This is a genomic window from Antarctobacter albus (assembly GCF_900101505.1).
Taxonomy (GTDB): domain Bacteria; phylum Pseudomonadota; class Alphaproteobacteria; order Rhodobacterales; family Rhodobacteraceae; genus Antarctobacter; species Antarctobacter albus.
In genome coordinates this window covers 119,411-142,874 of record NZ_FMZI01000006.1, presented here as the reverse complement: position 1 = coordinate 142,874, position 23,464 = coordinate 119,411, and the positions used below count along the sequence as shown (strand labels likewise).

Annotated in this window: 19 protein-coding genes; 9 read left to right on the top strand and 10 right to left on the bottom strand. The window is 66.4% G+C overall.

What is annotated here, in order from left to right; genetic code table 11:
* Positions 1-10 precede the first annotated feature (10 nt).
* Both BLQ71_RS12200 and mce read right to left on the bottom strand, forming a co-directional pair.
* Positions 11-301 (bottom strand): DUF1467 family protein, encoded by a 291-nt coding sequence (locus BLQ71_RS12200; protein WP_069210554.1) that lies wholly within the window; start codon positions 299-301, stop codon positions 11-13.
* Positions 301-705 carry a methylmalonyl-CoA epimerase gene (gene mce / locus BLQ71_RS12195; RefSeq protein WP_074621918.1) on the bottom strand — a complete coding sequence of 135 codons (405 nt, stop codon included), beginning with the start codon at positions 703-705 and terminating at the stop codon, positions 301-303. Before mce ends, BLQ71_RS12200 begins: the two co-directional genes overlap by 1 nt.
* Positions 706-837: 132 nt before the next feature.
* Between mce and BLQ71_RS12190 the strand changes: the two genes are divergently transcribed.
* Entirely contained in the window at positions 838-1,554 is a 717-nt protein-coding gene (locus BLQ71_RS12190) for a response regulator transcription factor (protein WP_043140593.1), read from the top strand.
* Between the two features lie 9 nt (positions 1,555-1,563).
* On the opposite strand, the gene BLQ71_RS26010 is transcribed toward BLQ71_RS12190, so the two are convergent.
* The 3 genes from BLQ71_RS26010 to aspS all read right to left on the bottom strand — a co-directional run bounded on the left by BLQ71_RS26010 (position 1,564) and on the right by aspS (position 6,058).
* On the bottom strand, positions 1,564-2,787 hold the full coding sequence (locus tag BLQ71_RS26010) for a DUF1501 domain-containing protein (RefSeq protein WP_074621917.1): 1,224 nt from the start codon (positions 2,785-2,787) through the stop codon (positions 1,564-1,566).
* Positions 2,788-2,790: 3 nt separating this feature from the next.
* Positions 2,791-4,167, bottom strand: a complete 1,377-nt coding sequence (locus tag BLQ71_RS26005) for a DUF1800 domain-containing protein (protein ID WP_074621916.1) — start codon at positions 4,165-4,167, stop codon at positions 2,791-2,793.
* Positions 4,168-4,276: 109 nt separating this feature from the next.
* Positions 4,277-6,058, bottom strand: a complete 1,782-nt coding sequence (aspS, locus tag BLQ71_RS12175; RefSeq protein ID WP_074621915.1) for an aspartate--tRNA ligase — start codon at positions 6,056-6,058, stop codon at positions 4,277-4,279.
* A gap of 154 nt (positions 6,059-6,212) precedes the next feature.
* On the opposite strand from aspS, the gene BLQ71_RS12170 reads away from it, so the two are divergent.
* Entirely contained in the window at positions 6,213-7,442 is a 1,230-nt protein-coding gene (locus BLQ71_RS12170; protein WP_074621914.1) for an SAM-dependent methyltransferase, read from the top strand.
* 13 nt (positions 7,443-7,455) lie between these two features.
* On the opposite strand, the gene BLQ71_RS12165 is transcribed toward BLQ71_RS12170, so the two are convergent.
* A complete protein-coding gene (locus BLQ71_RS12165) occupies positions 7,456-8,130 on the bottom strand; it encodes a CPBP family intramembrane glutamic endopeptidase (protein WP_074621913.1) in 675 nt (224 codons plus the stop codon).
* 166 nt (positions 8,131-8,296) lie between these two features.
* On the opposite strand from BLQ71_RS12165, the gene carB reads away from it, so the two are divergent.
* Positions 8,297-11,668: a carbamoyl-phosphate synthase large subunit gene (gene carB / locus BLQ71_RS12160; RefSeq protein ID WP_074621912.1), complete on the top strand. Its 3,372-nt coding sequence runs from the start codon at positions 8,297-8,299 to the stop codon at positions 11,666-11,668.
* A gap of 131 nt (positions 11,669-11,799) precedes the next feature.
* On the opposite strand, the gene BLQ71_RS26425 is transcribed toward carB, so the two are convergent.
* Positions 11,800-12,555: a DUF3592 domain-containing protein gene (locus BLQ71_RS26425; RefSeq protein ID WP_074621911.1), complete on the bottom strand. Its 756-nt coding sequence runs from the start codon at positions 12,553-12,555 to the stop codon at positions 11,800-11,802.
* Positions 12,556-12,867: 312 nt separating this feature from the next.
* On the opposite strand from BLQ71_RS26425, the gene gpmI reads away from it, so the two are divergent.
* From gpmI to BLQ71_RS12130, 5 genes are all read left to right on the top strand, one after another.
* Positions 12,868-14,373, top strand: coding sequence for a 2,3-bisphosphoglycerate-independent phosphoglycerate mutase (gene gpmI / locus BLQ71_RS12150; RefSeq protein ID WP_074621910.1), 1,506 nt, complete (start codon positions 12,868-12,870; stop codon positions 14,371-14,373).
* A complete protein-coding gene (locus BLQ71_RS12145) occupies positions 14,370-15,482 on the top strand; it encodes a murein hydrolase activator EnvC family protein (RefSeq protein WP_074621909.1) in 1,113 nt (370 codons plus the stop codon). The genes gpmI and BLQ71_RS12145 overlap by 4 nt, the downstream gene beginning before the upstream one ends.
* A gap of 7 nt (positions 15,483-15,489) precedes the next feature.
* Positions 15,490-16,830, top strand: coding sequence for a S41 family peptidase (locus BLQ71_RS12140; RefSeq protein ID WP_074621908.1), 1,341 nt, complete (start codon positions 15,490-15,492; stop codon positions 16,828-16,830).
* Between the two features lie 219 nt (positions 16,831-17,049).
* The gene (locus BLQ71_RS12135) at positions 17,050-17,535 is read left to right on the top strand and encodes an RNA pyrophosphohydrolase (RefSeq protein WP_074621907.1); all 486 of its coding nucleotides are present in this window, start codon (positions 17,050-17,052) and stop codon (positions 17,533-17,535) included.
* Complete coding sequence (locus tag BLQ71_RS12130) at positions 17,532-18,020, top strand: hypothetical protein (protein WP_074621906.1); 489 nt, start codon at positions 17,532-17,534, stop codon at positions 18,018-18,020. The genes BLQ71_RS12135 and BLQ71_RS12130 overlap by 4 nt, the downstream gene beginning before the upstream one ends.
* A 103-nt stretch (positions 18,021-18,123) precedes the next feature.
* Here the strand turns inward: BLQ71_RS12130 and BLQ71_RS12125 are convergent, their stop codons facing one another.
* Positions 18,124-19,593: a lytic murein transglycosylase gene (locus BLQ71_RS12125; protein WP_229754852.1), complete on the bottom strand. Its 1,470-nt coding sequence runs from the start codon at positions 19,591-19,593 to the stop codon at positions 18,124-18,126.
* Between the two features lie 180 nt (positions 19,594-19,773).
* Between BLQ71_RS12125 and BLQ71_RS12120 the strand changes: the two genes are divergently transcribed.
* Entirely contained in the window at positions 19,774-20,487 is a 714-nt protein-coding gene (locus BLQ71_RS12120) for a glutathione S-transferase family protein (RefSeq protein ID WP_074621905.1), read from the top strand.
* Here BLQ71_RS12120 and rnr read toward each other — a convergent pair.
* Complete coding sequence (rnr, locus tag BLQ71_RS12115; RefSeq protein WP_043140627.1) at positions 20,484-22,781, bottom strand: ribonuclease R; 2,298 nt, start codon at positions 22,779-22,781, stop codon at positions 20,484-20,486. The two genes, BLQ71_RS12120 and rnr, sit on opposite strands and share 4 nt — an antisense overlap.
* Before the next feature lie 81 nt (positions 22,782-22,862).
* A complete protein-coding gene (locus BLQ71_RS12110) occupies positions 22,863-23,462 on the bottom strand; it encodes a TIGR04282 family arsenosugar biosynthesis glycosyltransferase (protein WP_074621904.1) in 600 nt (199 codons plus the stop codon).
* Between the last annotated feature and the right edge of the window lie 2 nt (positions 23,463-23,464).

The following is a 23,464-nucleotide window of genomic DNA, read 5'->3' as shown; positions in this document are numbered from 1 at the left end:
GCGGTCCCAATCAGTTGACGTGCGAGCTGCCGTCCATCCGGTCGAACATCCAACCGTCGATGTCGCGCACCGTGATCACTTCGAAGACGATGATCGAGGCGATGACGGCCCAGAGCACGAAGGCGATGCCGGTCGTGATCCAGGCCTTTCGCTTGAGGTTATGCACCTCGGGGCTGCCGGCATGGGTGCCGGGCACAACGTCGCCCAGGTCTCCCTGGGTCTTCAGCCGGATCGGGATGACGCAGAGGAACGTCATGAACCAGATCACGGCAAAGAGGACGATAGCCGAGGTGATCCCCATCAGACCTGCTCCAGTTCCACGAGGCAGCCGTTGAAGTCCTTGGGGTGCAGAAAGAGCACGGGCTTGCCATGTGCGCCGATCTTTGGCTCTCCGGTGCCCAGCACGCGGGCGCCGGTTTCCTGCAGGTGGTCGCGCGCCGCAAGGATGTCCTCGACCTCGTAGCAGACGTGGTGGATGCCGCCCGAGGGGTTCTTGTCCAGAAACCCCTGGATCGGAGAGTTTTCTCCCAGTGGATACAGCAGCTCGATCTTGGTGTTCGGGAGTTCGATGAAGATCACGGTCACGCCGTGGTCGGGCTCGTCCTGCGGCTCACCGACCTTGGCACCCAGCGCGGTGCGGTACTGTGCGGCGGCGGCCTCTAGGTCGGGCACGGCGATGGCAACGTGATTCAGGCGTCCGATCATTTGTCTCTCCATGTCTGGCGTTGGCAGAGGTTATGGCGTGACGACACAGGCCGGACAAGCCGGTGCGACCCTTAACCGCTTGTTCACCTTGTCGGGGCCAATCTGGCAGGCGACTCGATGAGGAGCCCCGACATGGACGACTATGATCAACTCTCCCCGCACCTGCGTCCTACCGCGACGCGGCCCCTGCTTGGGCTGACCATCCTCGTGGTTGAGGACAGCCGGTACTCTTGTGATGCCATGCGCCTGTTGTGCCTGCGGTCCGGGGCGCGTATCCGCCGTGCGGACTGCCTGAAGTCGGCGCGACGGCACCTGCAGGTCTATCGACCCAGCGTGGTGATCATCGACCTGGGCCTGCCGGATGGGTCGGGTGCAGACCTGATCGCCGAACTCAGCACGACCTGTCCGCGCGTAGATGTCCTGTTGGGCACCAGCGGCGACACCTTCGCCGAAGAAGTGGCCCTGGCCGCCGGTGCCGACGGTTTCCTGGGCAAGCCGATCTCTTCGGTTGTCGCCTTCCAGAACGCCATCCTGTCGGTCCTGCCCAGCGAACGGCGTCCCACCGGCCCGCGTCTTGTCTGTGACGATCCCGTGGTCCCCGATCCCCTGTCCTACCGCGATGACATGGCCCACGCGGCAGACGTGCTGGGCGACGCGCGCAACCCACAGACCTTGGCCTACCTGACGCAGTTCCTTGCCGGGGTCGCGCGCAGCGCGGGCGACGGCGTGTTGCAGCAGGCAGCAGAGGACCTGGCCGATGCGCGTGCGGCTGGCCGTCCGGTCAAGCCCGGTCTGGACCGTGTTTCTGCCCTGGTTCAGGACCGCGTGGCCGATCGCATGGCGATCTGACCGCCCGCACTACAGCAGCAGGCCCGGGTCGCTTCCCATGTCGAGTCCGGGAAAGACCGTGGTTTCCAGCGTGCTGCGTGCGATGCCGAATTGTCCGTGCAAAAGCCAGGCCAGATGCGCCCGCAGGTCGCGGGTGGGTCTCAGGTCACGCCCTTCATAAAGCGCTCCGTCGCCCAGGCCGGGCCAGTCGGTGATGACACGGCCCCCGCGCAGGGCGCCACCGGCCAGTACCATCGCCCCACCGGTGCCGTGGTCCGTGCCTTCTGTGCCGTTCCAGCGCGCGGTCCGCCCGAATTCGGTCACCGCAGCCACCGTCGTCTTGCCCCAGGCCTCTGGTCCCAGGGCCTCTTGCAGGGCCAGAAGCGAGTCCGACAGCTGTTCCAGCGACAGGGCCAAGTGGCGCTCCTGCGACTTATGCGTGTCCCAGCCGTTCAGGGAATAACAGGCGATCCGCGCCGCATCCCGCAATTGCGCACCGGCAAATTCCGCAAGCACACGGCCCGGTCGATGCCGGTCGCGCGGCGCCATCATGTCGTCCCGCATGGCGGCCATCATGTCGCCGGGGGTGCCCGAAAAGGCCAGCCCGTCACCGTCACCTCCCGCCAGCGCAAAGGCGCTTTCCAGCGCTGCGGCCATCGCAGGATCGGACTGCATAACCCGTTGGGTCAGCAGAATGGCCTGAGGCGACAGGCGCAGGTCCGCCTCCGGCGTCCAGCGGTTCACGGGCGCAGGCCCCGACAGGATGCGTAGCGGCTCGCTGCCGATGGCATAGGCGGTTTCCGCGCTGGCCCCGGGCAGATTCTGGACGAGACGGTTCAGCCAGCCATCATCGGGCAAAGGCGCGTCCGAGGCGGCCACGCCGGCCTCCAACAGGTCCTGGCCGTCGAAGTGGCTGCGCTTGTCGCGGTAGGGGATCGAGACCGCATGGGCGAAACCCAGGTCACCCGCCTGCCAGAGGGGGCGCAACGGGGCCAGGGCCCCGTGCAGCCCGAACCGCCCGTCGAGATCGAAGGCGCCCCCGTCCATGTCCGGTCCCGGCCGGCCCAGGGCGGCAAAATCCGGATCGCCATAGGGCGCCACCACGTCGAGGCCATCCATGCCGCCGCGCAGGATGATGACCACCAGCCGGGCATCGCCCGGCGTCGCGGCGAAGCTGACCGGCGTGACCAGCGGGCTGGCGGCCAGAGAACAGCCAAGGGCGGCACTGCGGGCCAGGAAATTGCGTCTGTCCATCGCTCACATCCTCTGAAAGGCGGGGGAGGCCAACACCACGCCGATCCCGTCGGCTCGGGTCTCGGCGGCGCCGGCGGCGAAGCGCACCTCGTCAGTGGCGCGCGACCCCAGCGCGGTTTCAACGAAATCGCGCGGGTCCGGCAGGGCCCCCAGCAGGGCCTGCGGCATGGTAAAGCCCCATTGCAGACGGGCGGCCAACCCCTGCGGTGTCAGCCAGGCGTCATCCGCCTCGGGCAACCCGTCGGGGCCGGGTGGTTTCTGCCAGACCTGCCCCATCAGGCGCATCGGTTCGACCAGCGCGATGCCGACCCGCTTGCCCAGGATTTCCTGCGGGATGTCCAGCGCGCGGCAGGCCGAGGCGATGAAATCCAGCGGCTGCTTGGCATTGGCCGGGCGCGGGTCCCAGGCGGCCGGGTGATCCAGCATGGCCCGGTAGACCGCCATCAGGTCGCCGTCCGTGTTCAGCCAGGCGGTTTCCATCGCGCTGACCAGGTCCGCGTCGGGTGCATCCGCCACGAAATGCACGGCCAGCTTGCTCGCGACATGGCGCGCTGTCACCGGATGCCTGGCAAGGTCGCGCAGGGCGTCGTGAATATCCTCCAGCCGGGCGGGTTGGTCGCCGCCATAGCTTTTGCCCAGCACGGTCTCCGACCCGGGTTCGGCCAGCGGGCGGCGGAACTCGGTGCCGCCTTCGGGGGTGAAGGCCAGCCCGGTCAGCAGTTCTGCCAGTTCGCGCACGTCGGTCTGCGTATAGGGGCCGTCCACGCCCAGCGTGTGCAGCTCCAGCACCTCGCGGGCCAGGTTCTCGTTCAGGCCCTTTTGCCCGGGGTATTTCAGTGCCTGCGGAGAGTTCGGCCCGGCCGAGGCGTGCTGGTCGAGGTAGTGCAGCATCAGGGGATGCGTCGTCACCGCGATCAACATGTCCTCGAACCTGCCGGCGAGATGCGGGCGGATGGCAGATTCGACGTAGGGCGACCCGGCCTGGATCATCACGTTGGCCTTGCCGCGCGCGGTGAAATGGTCGGCCCAAAAGCTTTCCAGCCGTTCGCGCAAAGGCGTCGGGCTGTTCACGCGGCGGGCGACATGGGCCACCAGCCACTCCGACTGCAACTTGCGGGCACTGCGTTTGAGTCGCTGGATTTGTTCAAGTGCCAGCCCCTCCGCCTCGGTGCCGCGCGTCAGGCGGCGGATGCGACCCAGCGTGTAGGCGTTGACGACCATGTCCCTGGAAAAGGCGTCGAACGCCATGATCGGAAAGCTCTGTGCCATTCCGTCTGGGGCGGTCAGCCCGTCCAGCAGCGTCTGCATGGAGGCGGGGGCGGAGATCCGGGGGGACCGGCCACAGCCAAAGCGGATATCGGCAAGAACGGGGTCGAACATCTTGGGGCCTCAACGCTGTTAAGGCCCCTATACCGCAAGCGGGGCGTGCTTGCATCGCCCCGCACGATGTTGTGTCCGGCACCTCGGCAAAAAGGCGCCTTTTGCGGCGTCAGTCCTGCGGAATGACGCGCAGGGACAGTTCCATTAGCTGATCCGACGATGGATCGGAGGGCGCGTTCATCATCAGGTCTTCGGCGCGCTGGTTCATCGGGAACATGATGACCTCGCGAATGTTCGCCGTTTCGGCCAGCAGCATCACCATCCGGTCGATGCCCGCGGCACAGCCGCCGTGCGGCGGGGCGCCGTAGTGGAAGGCGTTGTAGAGCGCGCCAAAGCGGTTCTTGACCTCGTCCTCGCCGTAACCCGCGATTTCGAACGCCTTCAGCATGACCTCGGGCTTGTGGTTCCGGATCGCACCGGACACCAGCTCGTAACCGTTGCAGGCCAGGTCGTACTGGAAGCCCAGCACCTTGAGCGGATCGCCCTGCAGCGCCTCCATCCCGCCCTGCGGCATGGAAAACGGGTTGTGCTCGAAGTCGACCTCGCCGGTTTCCTCGTCCTTTTCGTAGATCGGGAAATCCACGATCCAGGCAAAGGCAAAGCGGTTGGGGTCGATCAGCTTCAGTTCCTGGCCCAGCACGTCGCGCGCCTTGCCCGCGATCCGCTGGAAGCTGGCGGGCTTGCCACCCAGGAAGAAGGCCGCGTCGCCGACGCCAAGGCCCAGCTGCTGGCGGATCGCCTCGGTGCGCTCGGGGCCGATGTTCTTGGCCAGCGGGCCGGCGGCCTCCATGCCCTCGCCCTGGTCGCGCCAGAAGATGTAGCCCATGCCCGGCAGACCCTCTTTCTGCGCCCAGGCGTTCATCCGGTCACAGAACTTGCGCGAGCCGCCGCCCGGCGCCGGGATGGCGCGGATCTCGGTGCCCTCCTGTTCCAGCAGCTTGGCGAAGATGGCAAAGCCGGAACCGGCGAAATGCTCGGAGACCACCTGCATCTCGATCGGGTTGCGCAGGTCGGGCTTGTCGGTGCCGTATTTCAGCGCCGCCTCGGCATAGGGGATCTGCGGCCATGTCTCGGGTGCATCCACGGACTTGCCGCCGCCGAATTCCTCGAAGACGCCCGCGATCACCGGCGCCACCGTGTCGAACACGTCCTGCTGTTCGACAAAGGACATCTCCATGTCCAGCTGGTAGAAATCGGTGGGCGAGCGGTCGGCGCGCGGGTCCTCGTCGCGGAAACAGGGCGCGATCTGGAAATACTTGTCGAAGCCCGAGACCATGATGAGCTGCTTGAACTGCTGCGGGGCCTGCGGCAGGGCGTAGAACTTGCCCGGATGCAGGCGCGACGGCACCAGGAAGTCGCGCGCGCCCTCGGGCGAGGAGGCGGTGATGATCGGCGTCTGGTACTCGCGGAACCCCTTGTCCCACATGCGGCGGCGGATGCTGGACACCACGTCGGACCGCAGCGTCATCGACTTCTGCATCGCTTCGCGACGCAGGTCGAGATAGCGGTATTTCAGGCGCGTTTCCTCGGGGTATTCCTGGTCGCCGAAGACGATCAGCGGCAGTTCCTGCGCCTCACCCAGCACCTCGATGTCGCGGATATAGACCTCGATTTCGCCGGTGGGCAGCTTGGGGTTCACAAGGCTTTCGGCGCGGGCCTTCACCGTGCCGTCGATGCGGATGCACCATTCGCTGCGCACCTTCTCGACCTGGGCAAACACCGGGCTGTCGGGATCGCAGAGCACCTGCGTCATGCCGTAATGGTCGCGCAGGTCGATGAACAGCACGCCGCCGTGGTCGCGGATGCGGTGCACCCAGCCGGCCAGCCGGACGGTATCACCCACCTGGTCCTTGGTCAGATCGGCACAGGTATGGCTGCGATAGGCGTGCATGTCGGGCCCCTTTGATATGCGCAAAAGTCAGGCGCCGATACATCCCGAGGGGCGGGGGAAGTCAAGGGAGACGGCTTTATTTGGTGAGAATCACCTGAGTCTGCTAATCATCAATGCCGGGAGGACGCGCCAAAACGTCGCAAGGGGGTTTGCCATGTGGGAGTCTCTGTTCCGCAACATGATGCGCCGGATGCTGCGGCACGGCCAGTTGACCGTGACCATGCCCGGCGGGCAATCGGAAACCTACGGGCCGGGCGGTGGCCCCGAGGCCCATATCATCCTGACCGAACCGGATACCGTGCGCCGGTTACTGATGCGCCCCGGCCTGGCGTTGGGGGAATGCTATGCCGAGGGCACGCTGCAGGTCGAAGGCGACGACCTGCCGGGGCTTCTGGGGCTGTTCGTGCCCAGCGGCAACATCGCCGAACTGCCGCCCTGGTACGAACTGCCGCGCAGATTGCAAAGCGCTATGCGAGGTTTCCTGCAGCGCAACACGCCGTTCACGGCCCGGCGCAACGTCGCGCATCACTACGATCTTTCGGACGATCTGTACCGGATCTTCCTGGATGCGGACATGCAGTATTCCTGTGCCTACTGGTCAAAGTCCGACATGACCCTGGAAGAGGCGCAGGCGGCCAAGAAGGCGCATATCGCTGACAAGCTGATGATAAAGCCGGGGATGCGGGTGCTGGACATCGGCAGCGGCTGGGGCGGCATGGCGCTGACGCTGGCACGCGACTACGGCGCGCAGGTGACGGGCGTGACGCTGTCGGAGAACCAGCTGGCCACGGCGCAGGCACGGGCGCATGTCGAGGGGCTGGAGGATCGGGTGCGCTTCCTGCTTCTGGACTATCGCAAGCTGGAAGAGCGATTCGATCGGATCGTCAGTGTCGGCATGCTGGAACATGTCGGCGCCCCGCATTACCGCGAGTATTTCGGCAAGGTGCGCGACCTGATGGCCGACGACGGTGTCGCGCTGATCCACTCCATCGTCAAGAACGGCCCGCCGCGTCCCAACAACGCCTGGATCGACAAGTACATCTTTCCCGGCAGCTACGCCCCCTCCGCCTCCGAGGTCTATCGCGCGATCGAGGACAACTGGCTGCACCAGTGCGACGACGAGGCGCTGCGCATCCATTACGCCATGACGCTGCGGGCCTGGCGCGAGCGGCTGGAAGAGAATCGGGATCGGGTGGTCGAGATGTTCGACGAACAGTTCCTGCGGATGTGGCGGTTCTACCTGGTCTCGATGGAAGTCTCTTTCCGGCAGGGCAACCTGCATGTCCAGCAGTGGCAACTGGCCAAGTCCATGTCGGCGGTGCCGATCACCCGCGATTACCTGTACCCGGCGGCGCGGGCGGACTGGATGCGCGCGGCGGAATAGTGGTGGTGCGGTCTCAGAATGGCCGCACCACGTTGCCCGAGTAAAAGAAGACGCCCAGCCCCAGCGCGAACAGGATCACCCCGGCGATGGAATGCAGTACCACCGCCTCTGCGAAACTTCCGCGCCGTTCATAAGCCCAGGCAAAGGCGAGCCCGCCGAAAAAGGTCATCCCGGCGACGATCCAGCTCCAGTACATCAGGTGGGCAAAGGAAAAGAGCGCGGCGTTCAGCACCAGCGGCGGCCATGTCCCGCCGGGCAGGAGCCCGCCGTACCGGCGAAAGAACAAGGGCCGAAAGACCAGTTCCTGCGGCAGGGCCGACAGGAATGGATAGAGCGCCGCGATCATCAGCATCAGCACCGGGTTTAGACGGATCAACGCAAAGGCGGCCTCTGGCGCGGTCAATTGCAGCACCGCGTAGCCCGTGGTGGCCGTCACCGCCGCAAAGCCCGCCACCAGCCACCAGTCGATCCGCGCGGCGCCGCGCCGCAGCGAGCGCCATTGAAACCCCGGCGTGATGTGCAGCAGGACCACCCCCAGCGCGGTGAACCCGAAAAGCAGCGGAAACATCATGCCCGCGGGAAAGGCCAGCGCGATGACCGCGGGAATCACCGCAAAGAAACAGGCGAACTCTACCCATAGCCAGGCGCGCCGCGTCTCTGCCCTGTCGTCCTCCGGCAAAATGGCCATACCCGCCGCATCCTTGTCCTGTACCCTGCTGTCAGATAGGTGCCCTGTGTCGCCGTACCACCCCGTTCGAGGCTTGCGCTTGAACCCGCGCTGCGTATAACGCCGACAATTTGCCAACAGAGTCCCCCGGAAACGCGCCATGCCGGGGCCCAGACGGAGCTGCCCGATGCCCAAGCGTACCGACATTCAGTCCATCATGATCATCGGAGCGGGGCCCATCATCATCGGCCAAGCCTGCGAGTTCGACTATTCCGGTGCCCAGGCCTGCAAGGCGCTGCGCGAAGAGGGCTACCGGGTGATCCTGGTGAACTCGAACCCGGCCACCATCATGACCGACCCCGGCCTGGCCGATGCCACCTACATCGAGCCGATCACGCCGGAAGTCGTCGCCAAGATCATCGAGAAGGAACGCCCCGACGCGCTTTTGCCCACGATGGGCGGGCAGACGGGCCTGAACACCTCGCTGGCGCTGGAAGAGATGGGGGTGCTGGAGAAATTCGGCGTCGAGATGATCGGCGCCAAGCGCGAGGCCATCGAGATGGCCGAGGACCGCAAGCTGTTCCGCGAGGCGATGGACCGCATCGGCCTGGAAAACCCCAAGGCCACGATCATCACCGCGCCCAAGAAGGACAACGGCAAGCGTGATCTGGAGGCCGGCGTCGCCCTGGCGTTGGAAGAACTGGAAGAGATCGGCCTGCCGGCGATCATCCGCCCCGCCTTTACCCTTGGCGGTACCGGCGGCGGCGTGGCCTACAACCGCGAGGACTATATCCACTATTGCCGCACCGGTATGGATGCCTCGCCCGTGGGCCAGATCCTTGTCGATGAATCCCTGCTGGGCTGGAAAGAGTATGAAATGGAGGTTGTCCGCGACAAGGCGGACAACGCGATCATCGTCTGTTCCATCGAGAACGTCGATCCGATGGGCGTACACACCGGCGACTCGATCACCGTGGCGCCCGCACTGACGCTGACCGACAAGGAATACCAGATCATGCGCAACGGCAGCATCGCCGTGCTGCGCGAGATCGGCGTCGAGACCGGCGGCTCCAACGTGCAATGGGCGGTGAACCCCGAAAACGGCCGCATGGTCGTGATCGAAATGAACCCGCGTGTGTCGCGGTCGTCCGCGCTGGCGTCCAAGGCCACCGGCTTCCCGATCGCCAAGATCGCGGCCAAGCTGGCGGTCGGCTACACGCTGGACGAGCTGGACAACGACATCACCAAGGTCACGCCCGCCAGCTTTGAGCCGACCATCGACTATGTCGTGACCAAGATCCCGAAATTCGCCTTCGAGAAATTCCCCGGTTCCGAACCTTACCTGACCACGGCGATGAAATCGGTGGGCGAGGCCATGTCCATCGGCCGCACCATCCACGAATCGCTGCAAAAGGCGCTGGCGTCGATGGAATCCGGCCTCACCGGCTTTGACGAGGTGGAAATCCCCGGCGTCAGTGTCGATCCGTGGTCGACCGCCCCGGAAAAGGCTGCCGTCATTAAAGCGATCAGCGAACAGACCCCGGACCGGATGCGCACCATCGCCCAGGCCATGCGCCACGGGCTGACGGACGACGAGATCCACGGCACCACCATGTTCGACCCTTGGTTCCTGGCCCGGATCCGCGAGATCGTCGAGGCCGAGCAGGAGGTCCGCGCCGAGGGGCTGCCGCAGGACGCCGACGCGATGCGCGCGCTCAAGATGATGGGCTTTACCGATGCCCGCCTGGCCAAGCTGACCGGTTTTGCCGAAAAGGACGTGCGCGCACGGCGGCAGGCGCTGGGCGTCACCGCCGTCTTCAAGCGCATCGACACCTGCGCCGCCGAGTTCGAGGCGCAGACCCCCTACATGTATTCCACCTACGAAGAGCCCCTCATGGGCGAGGTGGAATGCGAGGCGCGCCCCTCCGACCGCAAGAAAGTGGTCATTCTGGGCGGCGGTCCCAACCGGATCGGGCAGGGGATCGAGTTCGACTATTGCTGCTGCCATGCCTGTTTCGCGCTGACCGACGCGGGCTATGAGACCATCATGGTCAACTGCAACCCGGAAACTGTCTCGACCGACTACGATACCTCGGACCGCCTCTATTTCGAGCCGCTGACCTTTGAACACGTCATGGAAATCCTGACGAAAGAGCAGGAAAACGGCACGCTGCACGGCGTCATCGTTCAGTTCGGCGGCCAGACCCCGCTGAAGCTTGCCAACTCGCTCGAGGCCGAGGGCATCCCGATCCTGGGCACCACGCCCGACGCCATCGACCTGGCCGAGGACCGCGAGCGGTTCCAGGCGCTGGTCAACCAGCTGGGCCTGAAACAGCCCAGGAACGGCATCGCCTCGACCGACGCGCAGGCGCTGGACATCGCCGAAGAGATCGGCTTTCCGCTGGTGATCCGCCCCTCTTACGTCCTGGGTGGTCGGGCGATGGAAATCGTGCGCGACATGGATCACCTGCGCCGCTACATCAAGGAGGCGGTTGTCGTGTCCGGTGACAGCCCCGTCCTGCTGGACAGCTACCTGTCCGGCGCGACAGAGCTGGACGTCGATGCGCTCTGTGATGGCGAAAACGTCCATGTCGCCGGCATCATGCAGCACATCGAAGAGGCCGGCGTGCACTCGGGCGACAGTGCCTGTTCGTTGCCGCCCTACTCGCTGGACGCCGAGATCCTGGCCGAGATCGAACGTCAAACCCATGCGCTGGCCAAGGCGCTGAACGTGGTTGGCCTGATGAACGTGCAGTTCGCGATCAAGGCCAACGCGGCGGGCGAAAACGAGGTCTACCTGATCGAGGTTAACCCACGCGCCAGTCGCACGGTGCCCTTCGTCGCCAAGGCGACCGACAGCGCAATCGCCAGCATCGCCGCCCGCGTCATGGCCGGTGAACCGCTGACGGCCTTCCCCAAGCGCGCCGGTTACGAGGCAAGCATCGACTATGACACCGACGTGCCGATGGCTGATCCGATGACGCTGGCCGATCCGAACATGCCCTGGTTCAGCGTCAAGGAAGCGGTGCTGCCCTTCGCCCGCTTCCCCGGCGTGGACACGATCCTGGGCCCGGAAATGCGTTCGACTGGCGAAGTCATGGGCTGGGACCGCAGCTTTGCCCGGGCCTTCCTCAAGGCGCAGCTGGGGGCGGGAACGCATCTGCCGACAGAGGGCACGGTCTTCTTTTCGATCAAGGACGAGGACAAGACACATCAACTGATCGAGACCGCGCGCATCCTCGTGGACCTCGGCTTCACCATCGTCGCGACCTCTGGCACGGCGTCCTTCCTGGCCGCGCATGACATCGCCTGCGAGCTGGTGAAAAAGGTCTACGAAGGCCGCCCTAACATTGTCGACCTGATGAAGGACGGCAAGGTTCACCTTGTCATGAACACCACCGAGGGGTCCGCGGCGGTCGAGGACAGCCGCGAAATTCGTTCGGTCGCGCTCTATGACAAGATCCCCTACTTCACGACGGCCGCGGGGGCACACGCCGCCGCGCTGGCCATGAAGGCGCGGGAAGAGGGCGAATTGGTGGTGAAGTCGCTTCAGGGGTGAGGTGCGGTTTCGACGCGAGCTGGGGGAACAATGACCCGCTCTGTTTCGTGCCGCCGCGTCCCGGGCCTGCCCCGGGACGCGGCGCCGCCTGCGGAAATATCAGCCGTTGAAACATCGGCGGACGGCGGCGTTTACCGCGCCGTCCGCCACCTCTGCACACCCCAGATCAGCCCGAAATTCACCAGTCCGAACCCCACCGGCGGCAACAGCATTGCCGCCATGCCCAGCGGCAGGCTCACCCAGCCTAGGTGCGGCAAGGCCCAGGCCTCGACGGCGTAGCGCAGCCAGATCGAGAGGGTAAAGAACGATCCCAGCGCGCAGAGCATAAGCAGCGCAGAGACCCACCTGACCCAAACCGGCAGCGGTGGTGCCCTCTGGCGGTCGCGCGCGACGGGTGCTCGCCCGTTCCGGACCTTGCCCGGGACCTCGCCGCCGGCCACGCGCCGCGCGCGCCAGCGCCGTATCAGCGGCCAGATCAGGCACCCCGCGAAGAAGATCAGGAACATCCAGGCCAGCGCCAGGCTCCGGCTTTCGAACAGCGGGTCCACCAGCACGGTGTCCGGCTCGTCCCGCAGGTAGCGCACCGGCACCTGCGCGCCGGGGTCATGGGCGCGCAGGAAATCTCCGGTCACCTGAGCCTCGGCCGTGATGACCTCACCGTCCACGAAATAGCGGACCGTGGCATAGTGGCGATAGCGCACCGGCTTTTCGGGCTGGCTTTGTGTCCGCTGCGTGCGGCCGGAGACGAAGACTGCCGTGGTCTCGACCCCATTACGTTCGAACCGGGCGGCGCGCGACGAGGCGCTGTAGATCAGCGCGACAAGCAGGAGAAACAAAAGCGCTATTAACCCGGCGACAAACAGGGGAATCGGTTTGCGGGCACTCATCCTGTTCCCCCGGTTGCTGCACGTTGCGGGCGGGTCCTCCCGTCCATTCCATCGCTTTTTAGCACGAGTTCGGGGTACGGGAATGCGGGGCTGCGCGCGGTCCGGATTTTCCGGCAGGTCGGCAGGATCTCGGACCGAACCCGGCGCCAACCCGCTCAGAAAGGATGCCGGTCCGGGCGGCATATGGGCAACCCCTTGTTTAGGGGCACCCGCCGTTCCGGCGCGGCGTGCCTCTCGCGCTGGCATACCCCCTCCACATCCCTCTCCGCCCCTGTTAAACCGCTGCTGAACGATCCTCGGAGGGCTTAGCCGATGAAACCCGTCATTCTCACGATCCTGGACGGCTGGGGCCTGCGCGAGGAGGAGGCGAACAATGCCCCCAAGCTGGCCCATACCCCGACGATGGACAGGCTGATGGCCAGCTGCCCCCATGCCACGCTGATCACCCACGGCCCTGACGTGGGCCTGCCGACCGGGCAGATGGGCAATTCCGAGGTGGGGCATACCAATATCGGCGCGGGCCGGGTGGTGGCGATGGACCTGGGCCAGATCGACCTGGCCATCGAAGACGGCAGTTTCTTTGACAACACGGCCATTCTGGAGTTTGCCGCCAAGTTGAAGGCTGCGGGTGGCCGGGCGCATGTCATGGGGTTGACCTCGGACGGCGGCGTGCACGCCCATACCGATCACATGCTGGCGGCGGCCAGGGTCCTGACCGGCCAGGGGCTGCGGGTGGCGGTCCATATCATCACCGATGGTCGCGACGTGGCGCCCACGTCCGCCGCGGATCAAGTCGCACGATTCGAAAAATCCCTGCCCGAGGGCGCGGAGATCGTCAGCGTCACCGGCCGCTACTACGCGATGGACAGGGACAATCGCTGGGACCGGGTGGAAAAGGCCTATCGCGCGATGATCGAGGGCGAGGCCCCCGCGCATCCCGACGCCGTGAGCGGCATCAAGGCCAGCTATTCAGCGGACAAGGCTGACGAGTTCATCCTGCCCTTTGTCATCGAGGGCTATGGCGGGATTGCCGAAGGCGACGGTGTCTTCTTCGTCAATTTCCGTGCCGACCGCGCGCGCGAGATCCTCGCCGCCATCGGTGCGCCGGATTTCGACGGGTTCGACCGCGAGAAACCGGACCTGTCCGGCCTGCTGGGGATGGTGGAATATTCCGACAGCCACAACGCCTACATGACGACGGCTTACCCCAAGCGGAAGATCGTCAACACGCTGGGCGAATGGGTGGCCAAGCACGACAAGACCCAGTTCCGCCTGGCCGAGACCGAGAAATATCCGCATGTGACGTTCTTCCTCAATGGCGGCAAGGAAGTGCCGGAACCGCACGAGGATCGGTTCATGCCCAAGTCGCCCAAGGTGGCGACCTATGACCTGCAGCCCGAGATGTCCGCGGGCGAGGTGACGGAGAAATTCCTGGGCGCGATCGACCACGGCTATGACCTGATCGTGGTGAACTACGCCAACCCCGACATGGTCGGGCATACCGGTGATCTGCAGGCGGCGATGAAGGCCTGCGAGGCGGTCGATGCCGGGCTGGGGCAGGTGGTCGACAAGCTGGAACAGACCGGCGGCGCGCTGCTGGTGATCGCCGACCACGGCAATTGCGAAACGATGGTCGATCCGGAAACCGGCGGGCCGCATACGGCGCATACGACGAACCTGGTGCCGGTGATCCTCTATGGCGCGCCCGGCGTGGAAAAGCTGCGCGATGGGCGGCTGGCTGACGTGGCGCCGACCCTGCTGCACCTGATGGACCTGCCGCAGCCCGAGGAAATGACCGGGGAAAGCCTGATCGCGTGAGACGGCTGGCCCTGATCCTCTGCCTGGTTGCCGCGCCGCTGGCCGCGCAGGACGCGGGGGACAAGGCGCGCGCCGCCGCCGAGGCGTTGGAGGCGGCCTCTGTCCTGCTGGACACCGCCGACGAGGCGCAGGACCGTGTGGCGGCCCTGACCGATACGGTGCGCGCCTACGAGGACGGGCTGACCGCCATGCGCGAGGGGCTGCGCGCGGCGACGATCCGGGAGACAGAACTCAGCCGCAAGCTGTCCGCGCAGGAGGCCGAGGTGGCGCGCCTGCTGGGCGCTCTCATGGCCGTGGGCGACCGCGCCGCGCCGCGCACGCTGGTGCATCCGGGCGGTCCCTTGGATGCCGCGCGTTCGGGGATGTTGGTAGCGGCATTGACGCCCGGTCTTGCCGCGCAGGCGGCAGAACTGCGCGCCGATCTCGAAGAGGTCACGGCCCTGCGCGCCCTGCAGCAGAATGCCGCGAACACCCTGCAGGAGGGTCTGAGCGGCGTGCAGGCCGCGCGCACCGCGCTCAGCCAGGCGATCGCCGACCGCACCGATCTGCCCCGCCGCTTTACCGAGGACCGGATCCGGGCCGAACTGCTGATCACCTCGACCGAGACATTGCAGGGTTTCGCCTCGGGCCTGGCCAAGATCACCGAGGACGAGACCGGCCCGCCGCTGCCGCCGATCACCGACCGCAAGGGCAGCCTGCCGTTACCCGTGCGCGGGGTGGTTCTGCACGGGGCCGGGGACCGCGACGCGGCGGGCGTCGCGCGCCCCGGCGTCGTCATCGCCACCCGTCCCGGGGCACTGGTGACAACCCCGTCTGCCGCGACGATCCGCTATGCCGGCCCGCTGCTGGACTACGGCCTGGTGGTCATCCTGGAACCTCAGGCGGACCTGATGTTCGTGCTTGCCGGGCTGGACACGGTCTTTGGCGAGGCGGGGCAGGTCCTGGCCGCCGGGGCGCCTGTCGGGCTGATGGGTGGGCCTGCCGGCAACAATATGTCACCTTCGGGTGAGGGGGCTGGCGGAGACCGTTCGGAAACGCTCTATATAGAGGTCAGAGAGGGCGACGTGCCCGAGGACCCACTGCGGTGGTTCACAACCGACAAGGGATGATTGAGGTATGAGGAAATTCGTGATGGCCGCCGTCGGCGGCACCCTGGCGTCCATCGTGGCGACGACCCAATTGGTCGGGCCGTTGCTGGCGCAAGAGGGCAGCCGTCCGGAGAGCGTTTATGAGCAGCTCGACCTGTTCGGTGACATCTTTGAACGCATCCGCGCGCAATACGTCGAGGAAGTCGACGAAAAGGAACTGATCGAGGCCGCCATCAACGGCATGCTGACCTCGCTCGACCCGCATTCCAGCTACCTTGCCCCCGACGATGCCGCCGACATGCGCGTGCAGACGCGCGGCGAATTCGGCGGCCTGGGGATCGAGGTCACGCAGGAAGACGGCTTCGTCAAGGTGGTCTCTCCCATCGATGGCACCCCCGCGATGGAGGCCGGCATCGAGGCGGGCGATTTCATCACCCATGTCGATGGCGAAAGCGTGCTGGGCCTGACCCTGGACGAGGCAGTGGACATGATGCGCGGGCCGGTGGGGTCGGAAATCGTGATCACCGTGGTCCGCGAAGGCGTCGACGAGCCCTTTGACGTCTCGATCATCCGCGACACCATCAAGTTGACGGCCGTGCGTTCGCGCACCGAGGGTGAGACCGTCGTGCTGCGCATCACCACCTTCAACGATCAGACCTTCCCGAACCTCGCCGACGGCATCGCCAAGCAGGTTGAAGAGGCGGGTGGCATCGACAAGGTGAACGGCTTTGTCGTCGACCTGCGCAACAACCCCGGCGGGTTGCTGAACCAGGCGATCATGGTGGCCGATGCCTTCCTCGACAAGGGCGAGATCGTCTCGACCCGGGGCCGCGACCCGGCTGATGGCGACCGCTACAACGCCCAGCCCGGCGACCTGGCCGAGGGCAAGCCGCTGGTCGTGCTGATCAACGGCGGCTCGGCCTCGGCCTCCGAAATCGTCGCCGGTGCGCTGCAGGATCACCGCCGCGCTATCGTAGTCGGCACCAAGAGTTTCGGCAAGGGCTCGGTCCAGACCGTGATGCCGCTGCGGGGCAACGGCGCAATGCGACTGACCACCTCGCGCTACTACACGCCCTCGGGCCGGTCGATCCAGGCGCTGGGTGTCTCTCCCGACATCGTGGTCGCCCAGCCGCGCCGCGATCCGAACGCCGAACCCGCAGAAGAGCCGGCGGCCAACCCGTTCACCCGTTCCGAGGCCGACCTGCGCGGTCGCCTCGACAACGACTCGCTGACGCCCGAGGAAATCGAGCAGATCGAACTTGACCGGGCCAAGGCCGAGGCCGCCGCCCGCCTGCGCGAAGAGGATTACCAGCTGGCCTATGCCATCGACATCCTCAAGGGCCTGTCGGCGCTGGGCCCCAAGAACTGAGGCTGTCCTGTCTCGAAACAGCTACACCGGCGGCCCCCTGGCCGCCGGTTTTCGTTTAGAATGCGCCATGGTCCGCGCGCCCGACCGCTTTGAAAACGGGTCCGGCGGGTGTATGCACGAGAAGGCAGGAGTGCCCGTGGATCCTGTACGTTTTGTACAAAACGTACGCGATTTCCGGCAAAACGTACAAAGAGGCCCAAGGTGAGCAAGACCCGCCCGATGACCCCCGAAGACATCGCCGCCCTCCCCTACCGCCGCAACGTCGGCGTGATGCTGGTCAACGCCAAGGGCCATGCCTTTGTCGGCCAGCGCATCGACAGCGAGGTGCCCGCCTGGCAGATGCCCCAGGGCGGCATCGACAAGGGTGAAGACCCGCGCGACGCGGCGCTGCGCGAGTTGGAAGAGGAAACCGGCGTGAGCCGCGACCTCGTCACCGTCGAGGCGGAAACCGAGGGCTGGATCGCCTACGACCTGCCGCATGACATCGTGCCCCGGATCTGGAAGGGCCGCTACAAGGGGCAGGAGCAGAAATGGTTCCTGCTGCGCTTTCACGGCACGGACGACCAGGTGCGGCTGGATGCGGACGACCACCAGGAGTTCTCGGAATGGTGCTGGCTGCCAGCCGATGAGGTCGTGGAACAGATCGTGCCGTTCAAGCGTCCGGTCTATGAACAGGTCGTCGATGCCTTCCGGGGGCATTTGTGATACGCTGGCTGGCCCTTGTCCTGTCGCTGCTGGCGGCCTCTCCGGCGCTGGCGCTTTCCTGTCGCCCGGCGGACCCGGTGCGCGATTTCAAGGCGGCCGAAGCGTCCGGCGATCGTTGGGGGATCGCCGTCGGCCGGCTCGATTTCGACGAGGGGCGCCTGCCCAGGGTCGACTGGGCCCGCCAGGACCGGGTGCCTCCACGGACCGATCTGCGGGCACAGTTCATCGGACATTCGCTGGACATGAACGGCTTTGACACCCTGTTCCAGGCGAATGTGACCCTGCGGGTGCTCTGCTTCGGCCCCTGGTGCGCACATCCGAAAAGCGGTACGCGTTACCTGGCTTTCATCAAGCATGAAAACGGCAAGCGCGTGCTGCAGGCCGACCCCTGCGGCAGCTGGCTCTACCCGAACCCGCACCGGCATGATCTGGACCGGGTCCACAGCTGTCTTGCCGGTGGCCCCTGCGAGGAACGCGGGTTCTGATCCCCACGCCCCTGCTTCTTCTTGGCGGAAATACCCCCGGGGGGTCTGGGGGGCTGGCCCCCCAGCGGGTCGCCTGGCCGCAGGCCGGGCGAAAGCAGAAACCTTACCGCAGCCGCTTCAACACCGAGAGCGAGGCATAGCCGTCCGGCACCAGCCCCTGGGATCTCTGGTACTGGCGCACCGCCTCGACGGTCAACGGGCCGATCTTGGCGTCGATGCCCTCGGTGTCGAAGCCGGCGGCGGTCAGGCGCTGTTGCAGTTCGATGCGTTCCTCGAAACTCAGCGCCCGGTCGCCCCGGGGCCATTTGCCCTGGATCGCCTTGCCGCCCGCGATGCGGTCCGCCAGGTGGCCGACGCCGATGACGTAGGCATCGGCGGTGTTGTAGGTCTCGATCACCTCGAAATTGTCGAAGACGAGGAAGGCCGCGCCGGTATGCCCGGCGGGTAGCAGCACCGAGGCCGGGCCGAAATCCTCGACCGGCTTGCCATCAATGTCCAGCACGCCCAGGTCGGCCCACTCCGAGGGCAGGCGGGTCACCTCGCGCTTGGCCTGCATGTAGTCGAAGCCCTTGGGCACGCGGACCTCGACCCCCCAGGGCACGCCGGTCTTCCAGCCGTTGGATTTCAGGTAATTGGCGGTCGAGGCAAGGGCATCGGCGGGGTCGTCGCCCCAGATGTCGCGCTTGCCGTCGCCGTCGTGATCCACCGAGAGCCGCTGGAACGAGCCGGGCATGAACTGGGTGTGCCCCATCGCCCCGGCCCAGGATCCGCGCAGGTTGGCCTGTGTCGTGTGCCCGTCCTGCAGGATTCTCAGCGCGTCGATCAGCTCTCCCTCGAAGAATTCGGCGCGCCGCGCGTCATAGGCGAGGCTGGCCATCGCCTCGATCACCGGGGTGCTGCCGCGAAAGGTGCCATAGGCGGATTCCAGGCCCCAGATCGCCACGACGATCTCTTTCTGCACGCCGTATTCCGCCTCGATCTTGTCCAACAGCTTTCGGTGCTTTTTCAGCGCTGCCTTGCCGTTGCGGATGCGGGTCGCCGAGGCGGCGCTGTCGAGGTAGTCCCAGATCGTCTTGGTGAACTCGGACTGGTTACGGTCGCGTTCCACCACCTTGCGGTCGAACTTTGCCCCCTTGAAGGCGGCATCGAAGACAGCCGGTTCGATCCCCTGTTCCAGGGCGCGGGGGCGAAACGCGCGCACCCAGTCGCGGAACCCGGCCTGCGTGCCGGTGATCCGGGCGGAATGTGCGGCCAGTGTTTCCAGCGCGGCAGGGCGCAGGACGGGGCGCAACGAGCCAGAAGGCGCCAGCAGGCTGGGCGTCAGCGTGGCGGCGCGGCTGACCAGCTCCAGCTCATCCTCCGGCACGCCGTCGACGATCAGCGGGCGATCCTCGACCTCGGGCGCCTCGCCGCGTCCGACGGGCCGGGGAGAGGCGGGAATGGCGCGGTCGGTCACGCGGGCCTCCAGTTCCCCACGCGCGACGGGGCGCAAGGAGACCTCGACCGCCTCCGCCGCCGCCAGCGGGGCGAAAAGGGCAAGGGCGATCAGCCCGGTTGTTGCGCGCCACATCATGGATCGGGTCCTGCTGCTCTTTGGTTTTACAAGAGATTAGCGTGCCCGGGCGCAATTGCGAAGCCATCCGCGACACCGCATGCAGATTCCCGCCGCCCCCGGTGGGGTGTTGCACGAAACATGGATATGCCCGGCGGCATGGACCATTCTGTTGGTATCCCGCCCAAGAGAGGTTTTCCGATGCTGCAATTGATGACGTTCCCGCCCGGTCTCGACGAGCCCAGCCACAGCCCCTTTTGCGCCAAGGCGATGATTCTCTTGCAACTGGCGGGTGTCGACTGGGAACCGGACTGGCATCCGGACCCGCGCAAGGCGCCGCTGGGCAAGCTGCCCGCGCTGCGCACGCCCGACGGGATCGTGCCCGACAGCACCCTGATCCTGCGTTGGCTGACCGGGCAGGGGGCGGACCTGTTCCCGGGCCTTGGGCTGGAAGAGCGGGCGCGGGCGCATGTACTGATGCGCATGGTCGAAGACACGCTGCGGCAGGGGCTGGTGCATGACCGTTGGGCGCGGGACGACTGCTGGGCCGTGATGGGGCCGGTGTTTTTCGCCACGGTCCCCGCGCCTCTCCGTGGCATCGTCTCGGGGATCATGCGGGGCAGGGTGGTCAAGGGGCTGAAAAGCCACGGTATTGCGCGTTTCTCGGAGGGGGATCGCCTGACCCAGATGGGCGCAGACCTGGACAGTTTGACGGTGCAACTGGGCGAGAAGGACTGGCTGTTCGGGGATCAGCCCACGGCCGCGGATGCCAGCACTCTGCCGGTGCTGAGCATGATCGACCACTTGCCGGTACAGACGCCGCTGCGCGCGAACCTGCGGGGGCGCGACAACCTGATGGGCTATGTCGCGCGGGGGCGGGAGCGGCTCTACGCGGGGTTGCCGCTGACGCTCTAGCCCTTTGAGCGCCGCTGCCGGGTCACCTTGCGCTTGGTCTTGGCATCCTTGGCCTTGGCCTTGGCCTGTTTGCGGCGGGGCGAAGGGCCGGATTTGCCACGGGGGCGGCCCTTGCCGCGCGAAAACCGTCCGCCCTGGCGGCTTTCGTATTCCTCGTCGTCCAGCTCCAGAAGTTCAAACGCGATGCCGCCTGTCACCGGCGCGGCCTCGACCAGTTTCACCCGCGCGCGCATCCCCAGCCCGATGATCCGGCCCGTGTCGCCGCCCATCAGCGTGCCGGCGTCGCGGTCGAAATGGAAATACTCGTTGCCCAGCGTGCCGATGGGCACCAGCCCGTCGGCGCCGGTCTCGTCGAGTTTCACGAAGATCCCGAACTTGGCGATCCCGGAAACGCGGCCTGTGAATTCCGCCCCCAGCCGGTCAGAGAGGTAGGCGGCCAGGTAGCGATCGGTGGTGTCGCGCTCTGCCATCATCGACCGGCGTTCGGTGTCTGATATGTGCTGCGCTGTGGCGTCCAGCCGCTCGATGTCCTCCTGGCTGAGGCCGTCGCCCTCCCACTTGTGGGCGGTGATCAGGGCGCGGTGCACGATCAGGTCGGAATACCGCCGGATGGGCGAGGTGAAATGCGCGTAGTTTTGCAGCGCCAGCCCGAAGTGGCCAAAGTTCTTGGGGCTGTAATAGGCCTGCGTCATCGACCTGAGGGTGGCGAGGTTGATCAGTTCCGCCTCGCCGGTTTTGGCCGCCTGGTGCAACAGCTGGTTGAGGTGGCGGGTTTTGAGCACCTGTCCCTTGGCCAGCGTCAGCCCGGCGGCCTGAGCCGTGTCGCGGAGCGACTCCAGCTTGTCGACGGGCGGTTCCTCGTGGACGCGGAACAACAGCGGCGTGTCCTTGGCGATCAGGGTTTCGGCGGCGGCGACATTGGCCAGTACCATGAATTCCTCGATCAGCTTGTGCGCATCCAGCCGGTCGGCGAAATTGACGGATGTGACCTTGCCGTCCTCGTCCAGCGCGATCTTGCGTTCCGGCAGGTCGAGGTCCAGCGGCTGGCGGCGTTCGCGGGCCGCGCGCAGGGCGGCATAGGCGGCGTAGAGCGGTTTCAGCACCGGCTCCAGCAGCGGTCCGCACTTGTCGTTGGGCTGCCCGTCGATGGCCGCCTGCACCTCCTGGTAGCTGAGCGAGGCAGGCGAGCGCATCAGGGCGCGGTAGAATTTCTGCCCCAGCTTGTTGCCCTCGGCGTCGATGCGGATGCGCGCCGCGATGCAGGCGCGCGGCACGCCCTCGTGCAGCGAACACAGATCGCCGGACAGCCGGTCGGGCAGCATCGGCACCACCCGGTCGGGAAAGTACGAGGAGTTGCCCCGCATCTTGGCCTCGCGGTCGAGCGCCGAGCCGGGGGTGACGTAATGGGCCACGTCGGCAATGGCGACCCAGAGGACATGCCCGCCCTCGTTCTGAGGGTCCTCGTCCGGTTCGGCAAAGACCGCATCGTCATGGTCGCGGGCATCGGAAGGGTCGATGGTGATCAGCGGCAGCTCGCGCAGGTCGGTCCGGCCCTTGAGGCCGGCGGGCTTCATGCTGTCGGCCTCGGCCAGAACCTGTTCGGGGAAATCGTCGGGAATGCCGTGCTGGTGGATGGCGATCAGCGACACCGCGCGCGGCGCGGTGGGATCGCCCAGCCGCAGCACGATGCGCGCCTTGGGCAGGCCCATGCGGCCCTTGGGCCCGGCCTGTTCCGCCTCGACCAGCTCTCCATCCTGGGCGCCGCCGGTGGCATCGGGCGAGACCGTCCATTCCTTGTCCGAGCCCTTGTCGATGGGCAGGATGCGCCCGCCCTCGGCGCCCTTGCGGAAGATGCCCACCACCTTGCGGGGTGAGGTGCCGATGCGGCGGATCAGGCGGGCCTCGTAGTTGTGATCTGCGTGATGGACCACCTGCAGGCGGGCCAGGATGCGGTCGCCTTCGCCCAGGGCCGGGTCATTGGCGCGGGCGATGATCAGCACGGTGGGTTCGACCCCTTCGCCGTGCCATTCCAGGGGGCGCGCAAAAAGGTCGCCGTTGTCGTCCGGCGCCTTGACCTGCAGCACGCTGACAGGCGGCAGGCGATCCGGGTCGCGATAGGTCTTGTGGCGCTTTTCAAGGTGCCCCTCGTCCTCCAGCTCGCGCAGGATGCGCTTGAGGTCGATCCGGTCAGCCCCCTTTATGCCAAAGGCCTTGGCGATGTCGCGTTTCGAGGTGAGGGTCGGGTTGGCGGAGATCCAGTCGAGGACATCCGCCTTGGTGGGCAGCTTGCTCATGAGGTTGGCGTAGCATGGGCGCGGGGCGGCGTCATGTCGAAACCGGCGGGGTGAGGGGCAACGCGTTTGGGAACGCTTGCCTCAAGCCGCTTCGAAGCGGCGTGTCCCCCTGTCGAGGTCCGTGGCCCGGTCCACATCCGCCAGGACATCGATCCGCGCGACCCGGTGCCCGGCGACCGAGGCTTCGGTGTCGCTCAGCGCGTGTTCGGTGGACCAGCGCACGTCACGGAACAGCCCTTGCGGAAATCGTCGGGCGTTTCGCACACCGACCAGCCAATAGCCGCCGTCCTCGGCCGGGCCAAAGACCACCCCAGCCTTGCCCAGGGCGCGGAAGGCACGCCAGACCGCGGCACGGGTGATGCCGGGAATATCGGCGCCGATCACGCAAACCGGACCGGGGGGCGCGGATCGCATCGCCCGGGCCATGCGGGCGCCAAGATCGCCGGAGCCCTGCGGCAGGCGGGTGAGGTCGTCGGGCCAGCAGCGCGAGGCCATGCCGTCGCGGTCAGGCGAGACCGCCAGCACGATCCGCCAGCGCGGATCGCGCAGGCGCCGCAACAGGCGCGCGCATTGGTGCCGGAACCACCAGGCGGCGGCCACGCTGCCAATGTCCCGCGCCAGCCGGGTCTTGACCCGGCCGGGGCGCGGTTCCTTGACCATGACGATCAGGGTGCGTTGCATGG

Bases quoted from the DNA above. Each gene is read 5' to 3' on its own strand.
- BLQ71_RS12165 (WP_074621913.1), bottom strand. From the start codon at position 8,130: ATGGCCATTTTGCCGGAGGACGACAGGGCAGAGACGCGGCGCGCCTGG.
- mce (WP_074621918.1), bottom strand. From the start codon at position 705: ATGATCGGACGCCTGAATCACGTTGCCATCGCCGTGCCCGACCTAGAG.
- BLQ71_RS12190 (WP_043140593.1), top strand. From the start codon at position 838: ATGGACGACTATGATCAACTCTCCCCGCACCTGCGTCCTACCGCGACG.
- BLQ71_RS26425 (WP_074621911.1), bottom strand. From the start codon at position 12,555: ATGAGTGCCCGCAAACCGATTCCCCTGTTTGTCGCCGGGTTAATAGCG.
- carB (WP_074621912.1), top strand. From the start codon at position 8,297: ATGCCCAAGCGTACCGACATTCAGTCCATCATGATCATCGGAGCGGGG.
- BLQ71_RS26010 (WP_074621917.1), bottom strand. From the start codon at position 2,787: ATGGACAGACGCAATTTCCTGGCCCGCAGTGCCGCCCTTGGCTGTTCT.
- BLQ71_RS12110 (WP_074621904.1), bottom strand. From the start codon at position 23,462: ATGCAACGCACCCTGATCGTCATGGTCAAGGAACCGCGCCCCGGCCGG.
- BLQ71_RS26005 (WP_074621916.1), bottom strand. From the start codon at position 4,167: ATGTTCGACCCCGTTCTTGCCGATATCCGCTTTGGCTGTGGCCGGTCC.
- gpmI (WP_074621910.1), top strand. From the start codon at position 12,868: ATGAAACCCGTCATTCTCACGATCCTGGACGGCTGGGGCCTGCGCGAG.
- BLQ71_RS12135 (WP_074621907.1), top strand. From the start codon at position 17,050: ATGACCCCCGAAGACATCGCCGCCCTCCCCTACCGCCGCAACGTCGGC.
- rnr (WP_043140627.1), bottom strand. From the start codon at position 22,781: ATGAGCAAGCTGCCCACCAAGGCGGATGTCCTCGACTGGATCTCCGCC.
- BLQ71_RS12200 (WP_069210554.1), bottom strand. From the start codon at position 301: ATGGGGATCACCTCGGCTATCGTCCTCTTTGCCGTGATCTGGTTCATG.
- BLQ71_RS12170 (WP_074621914.1), top strand. From the start codon at position 6,213: ATGTGGGAGTCTCTGTTCCGCAACATGATGCGCCGGATGCTGCGGCAC.
- BLQ71_RS12125 (WP_229754852.1), bottom strand. From the start codon at position 19,593: ATGATGTGGCGCGCAACAACCGGGCTGATCGCCCTTGCCCTTTTCGCC.
- BLQ71_RS12140 (WP_074621908.1), top strand. From the start codon at position 15,490: ATGAGGAAATTCGTGATGGCCGCCGTCGGCGGCACCCTGGCGTCCATC.
- aspS (WP_074621915.1), bottom strand. From the start codon at position 6,058: ATGCACGCCTATCGCAGCCATACCTGTGCCGATCTGACCAAGGACCAG.
- BLQ71_RS12120 (WP_074621905.1), top strand. From the start codon at position 19,774: ATGCTGCAATTGATGACGTTCCCGCCCGGTCTCGACGAGCCCAGCCAC.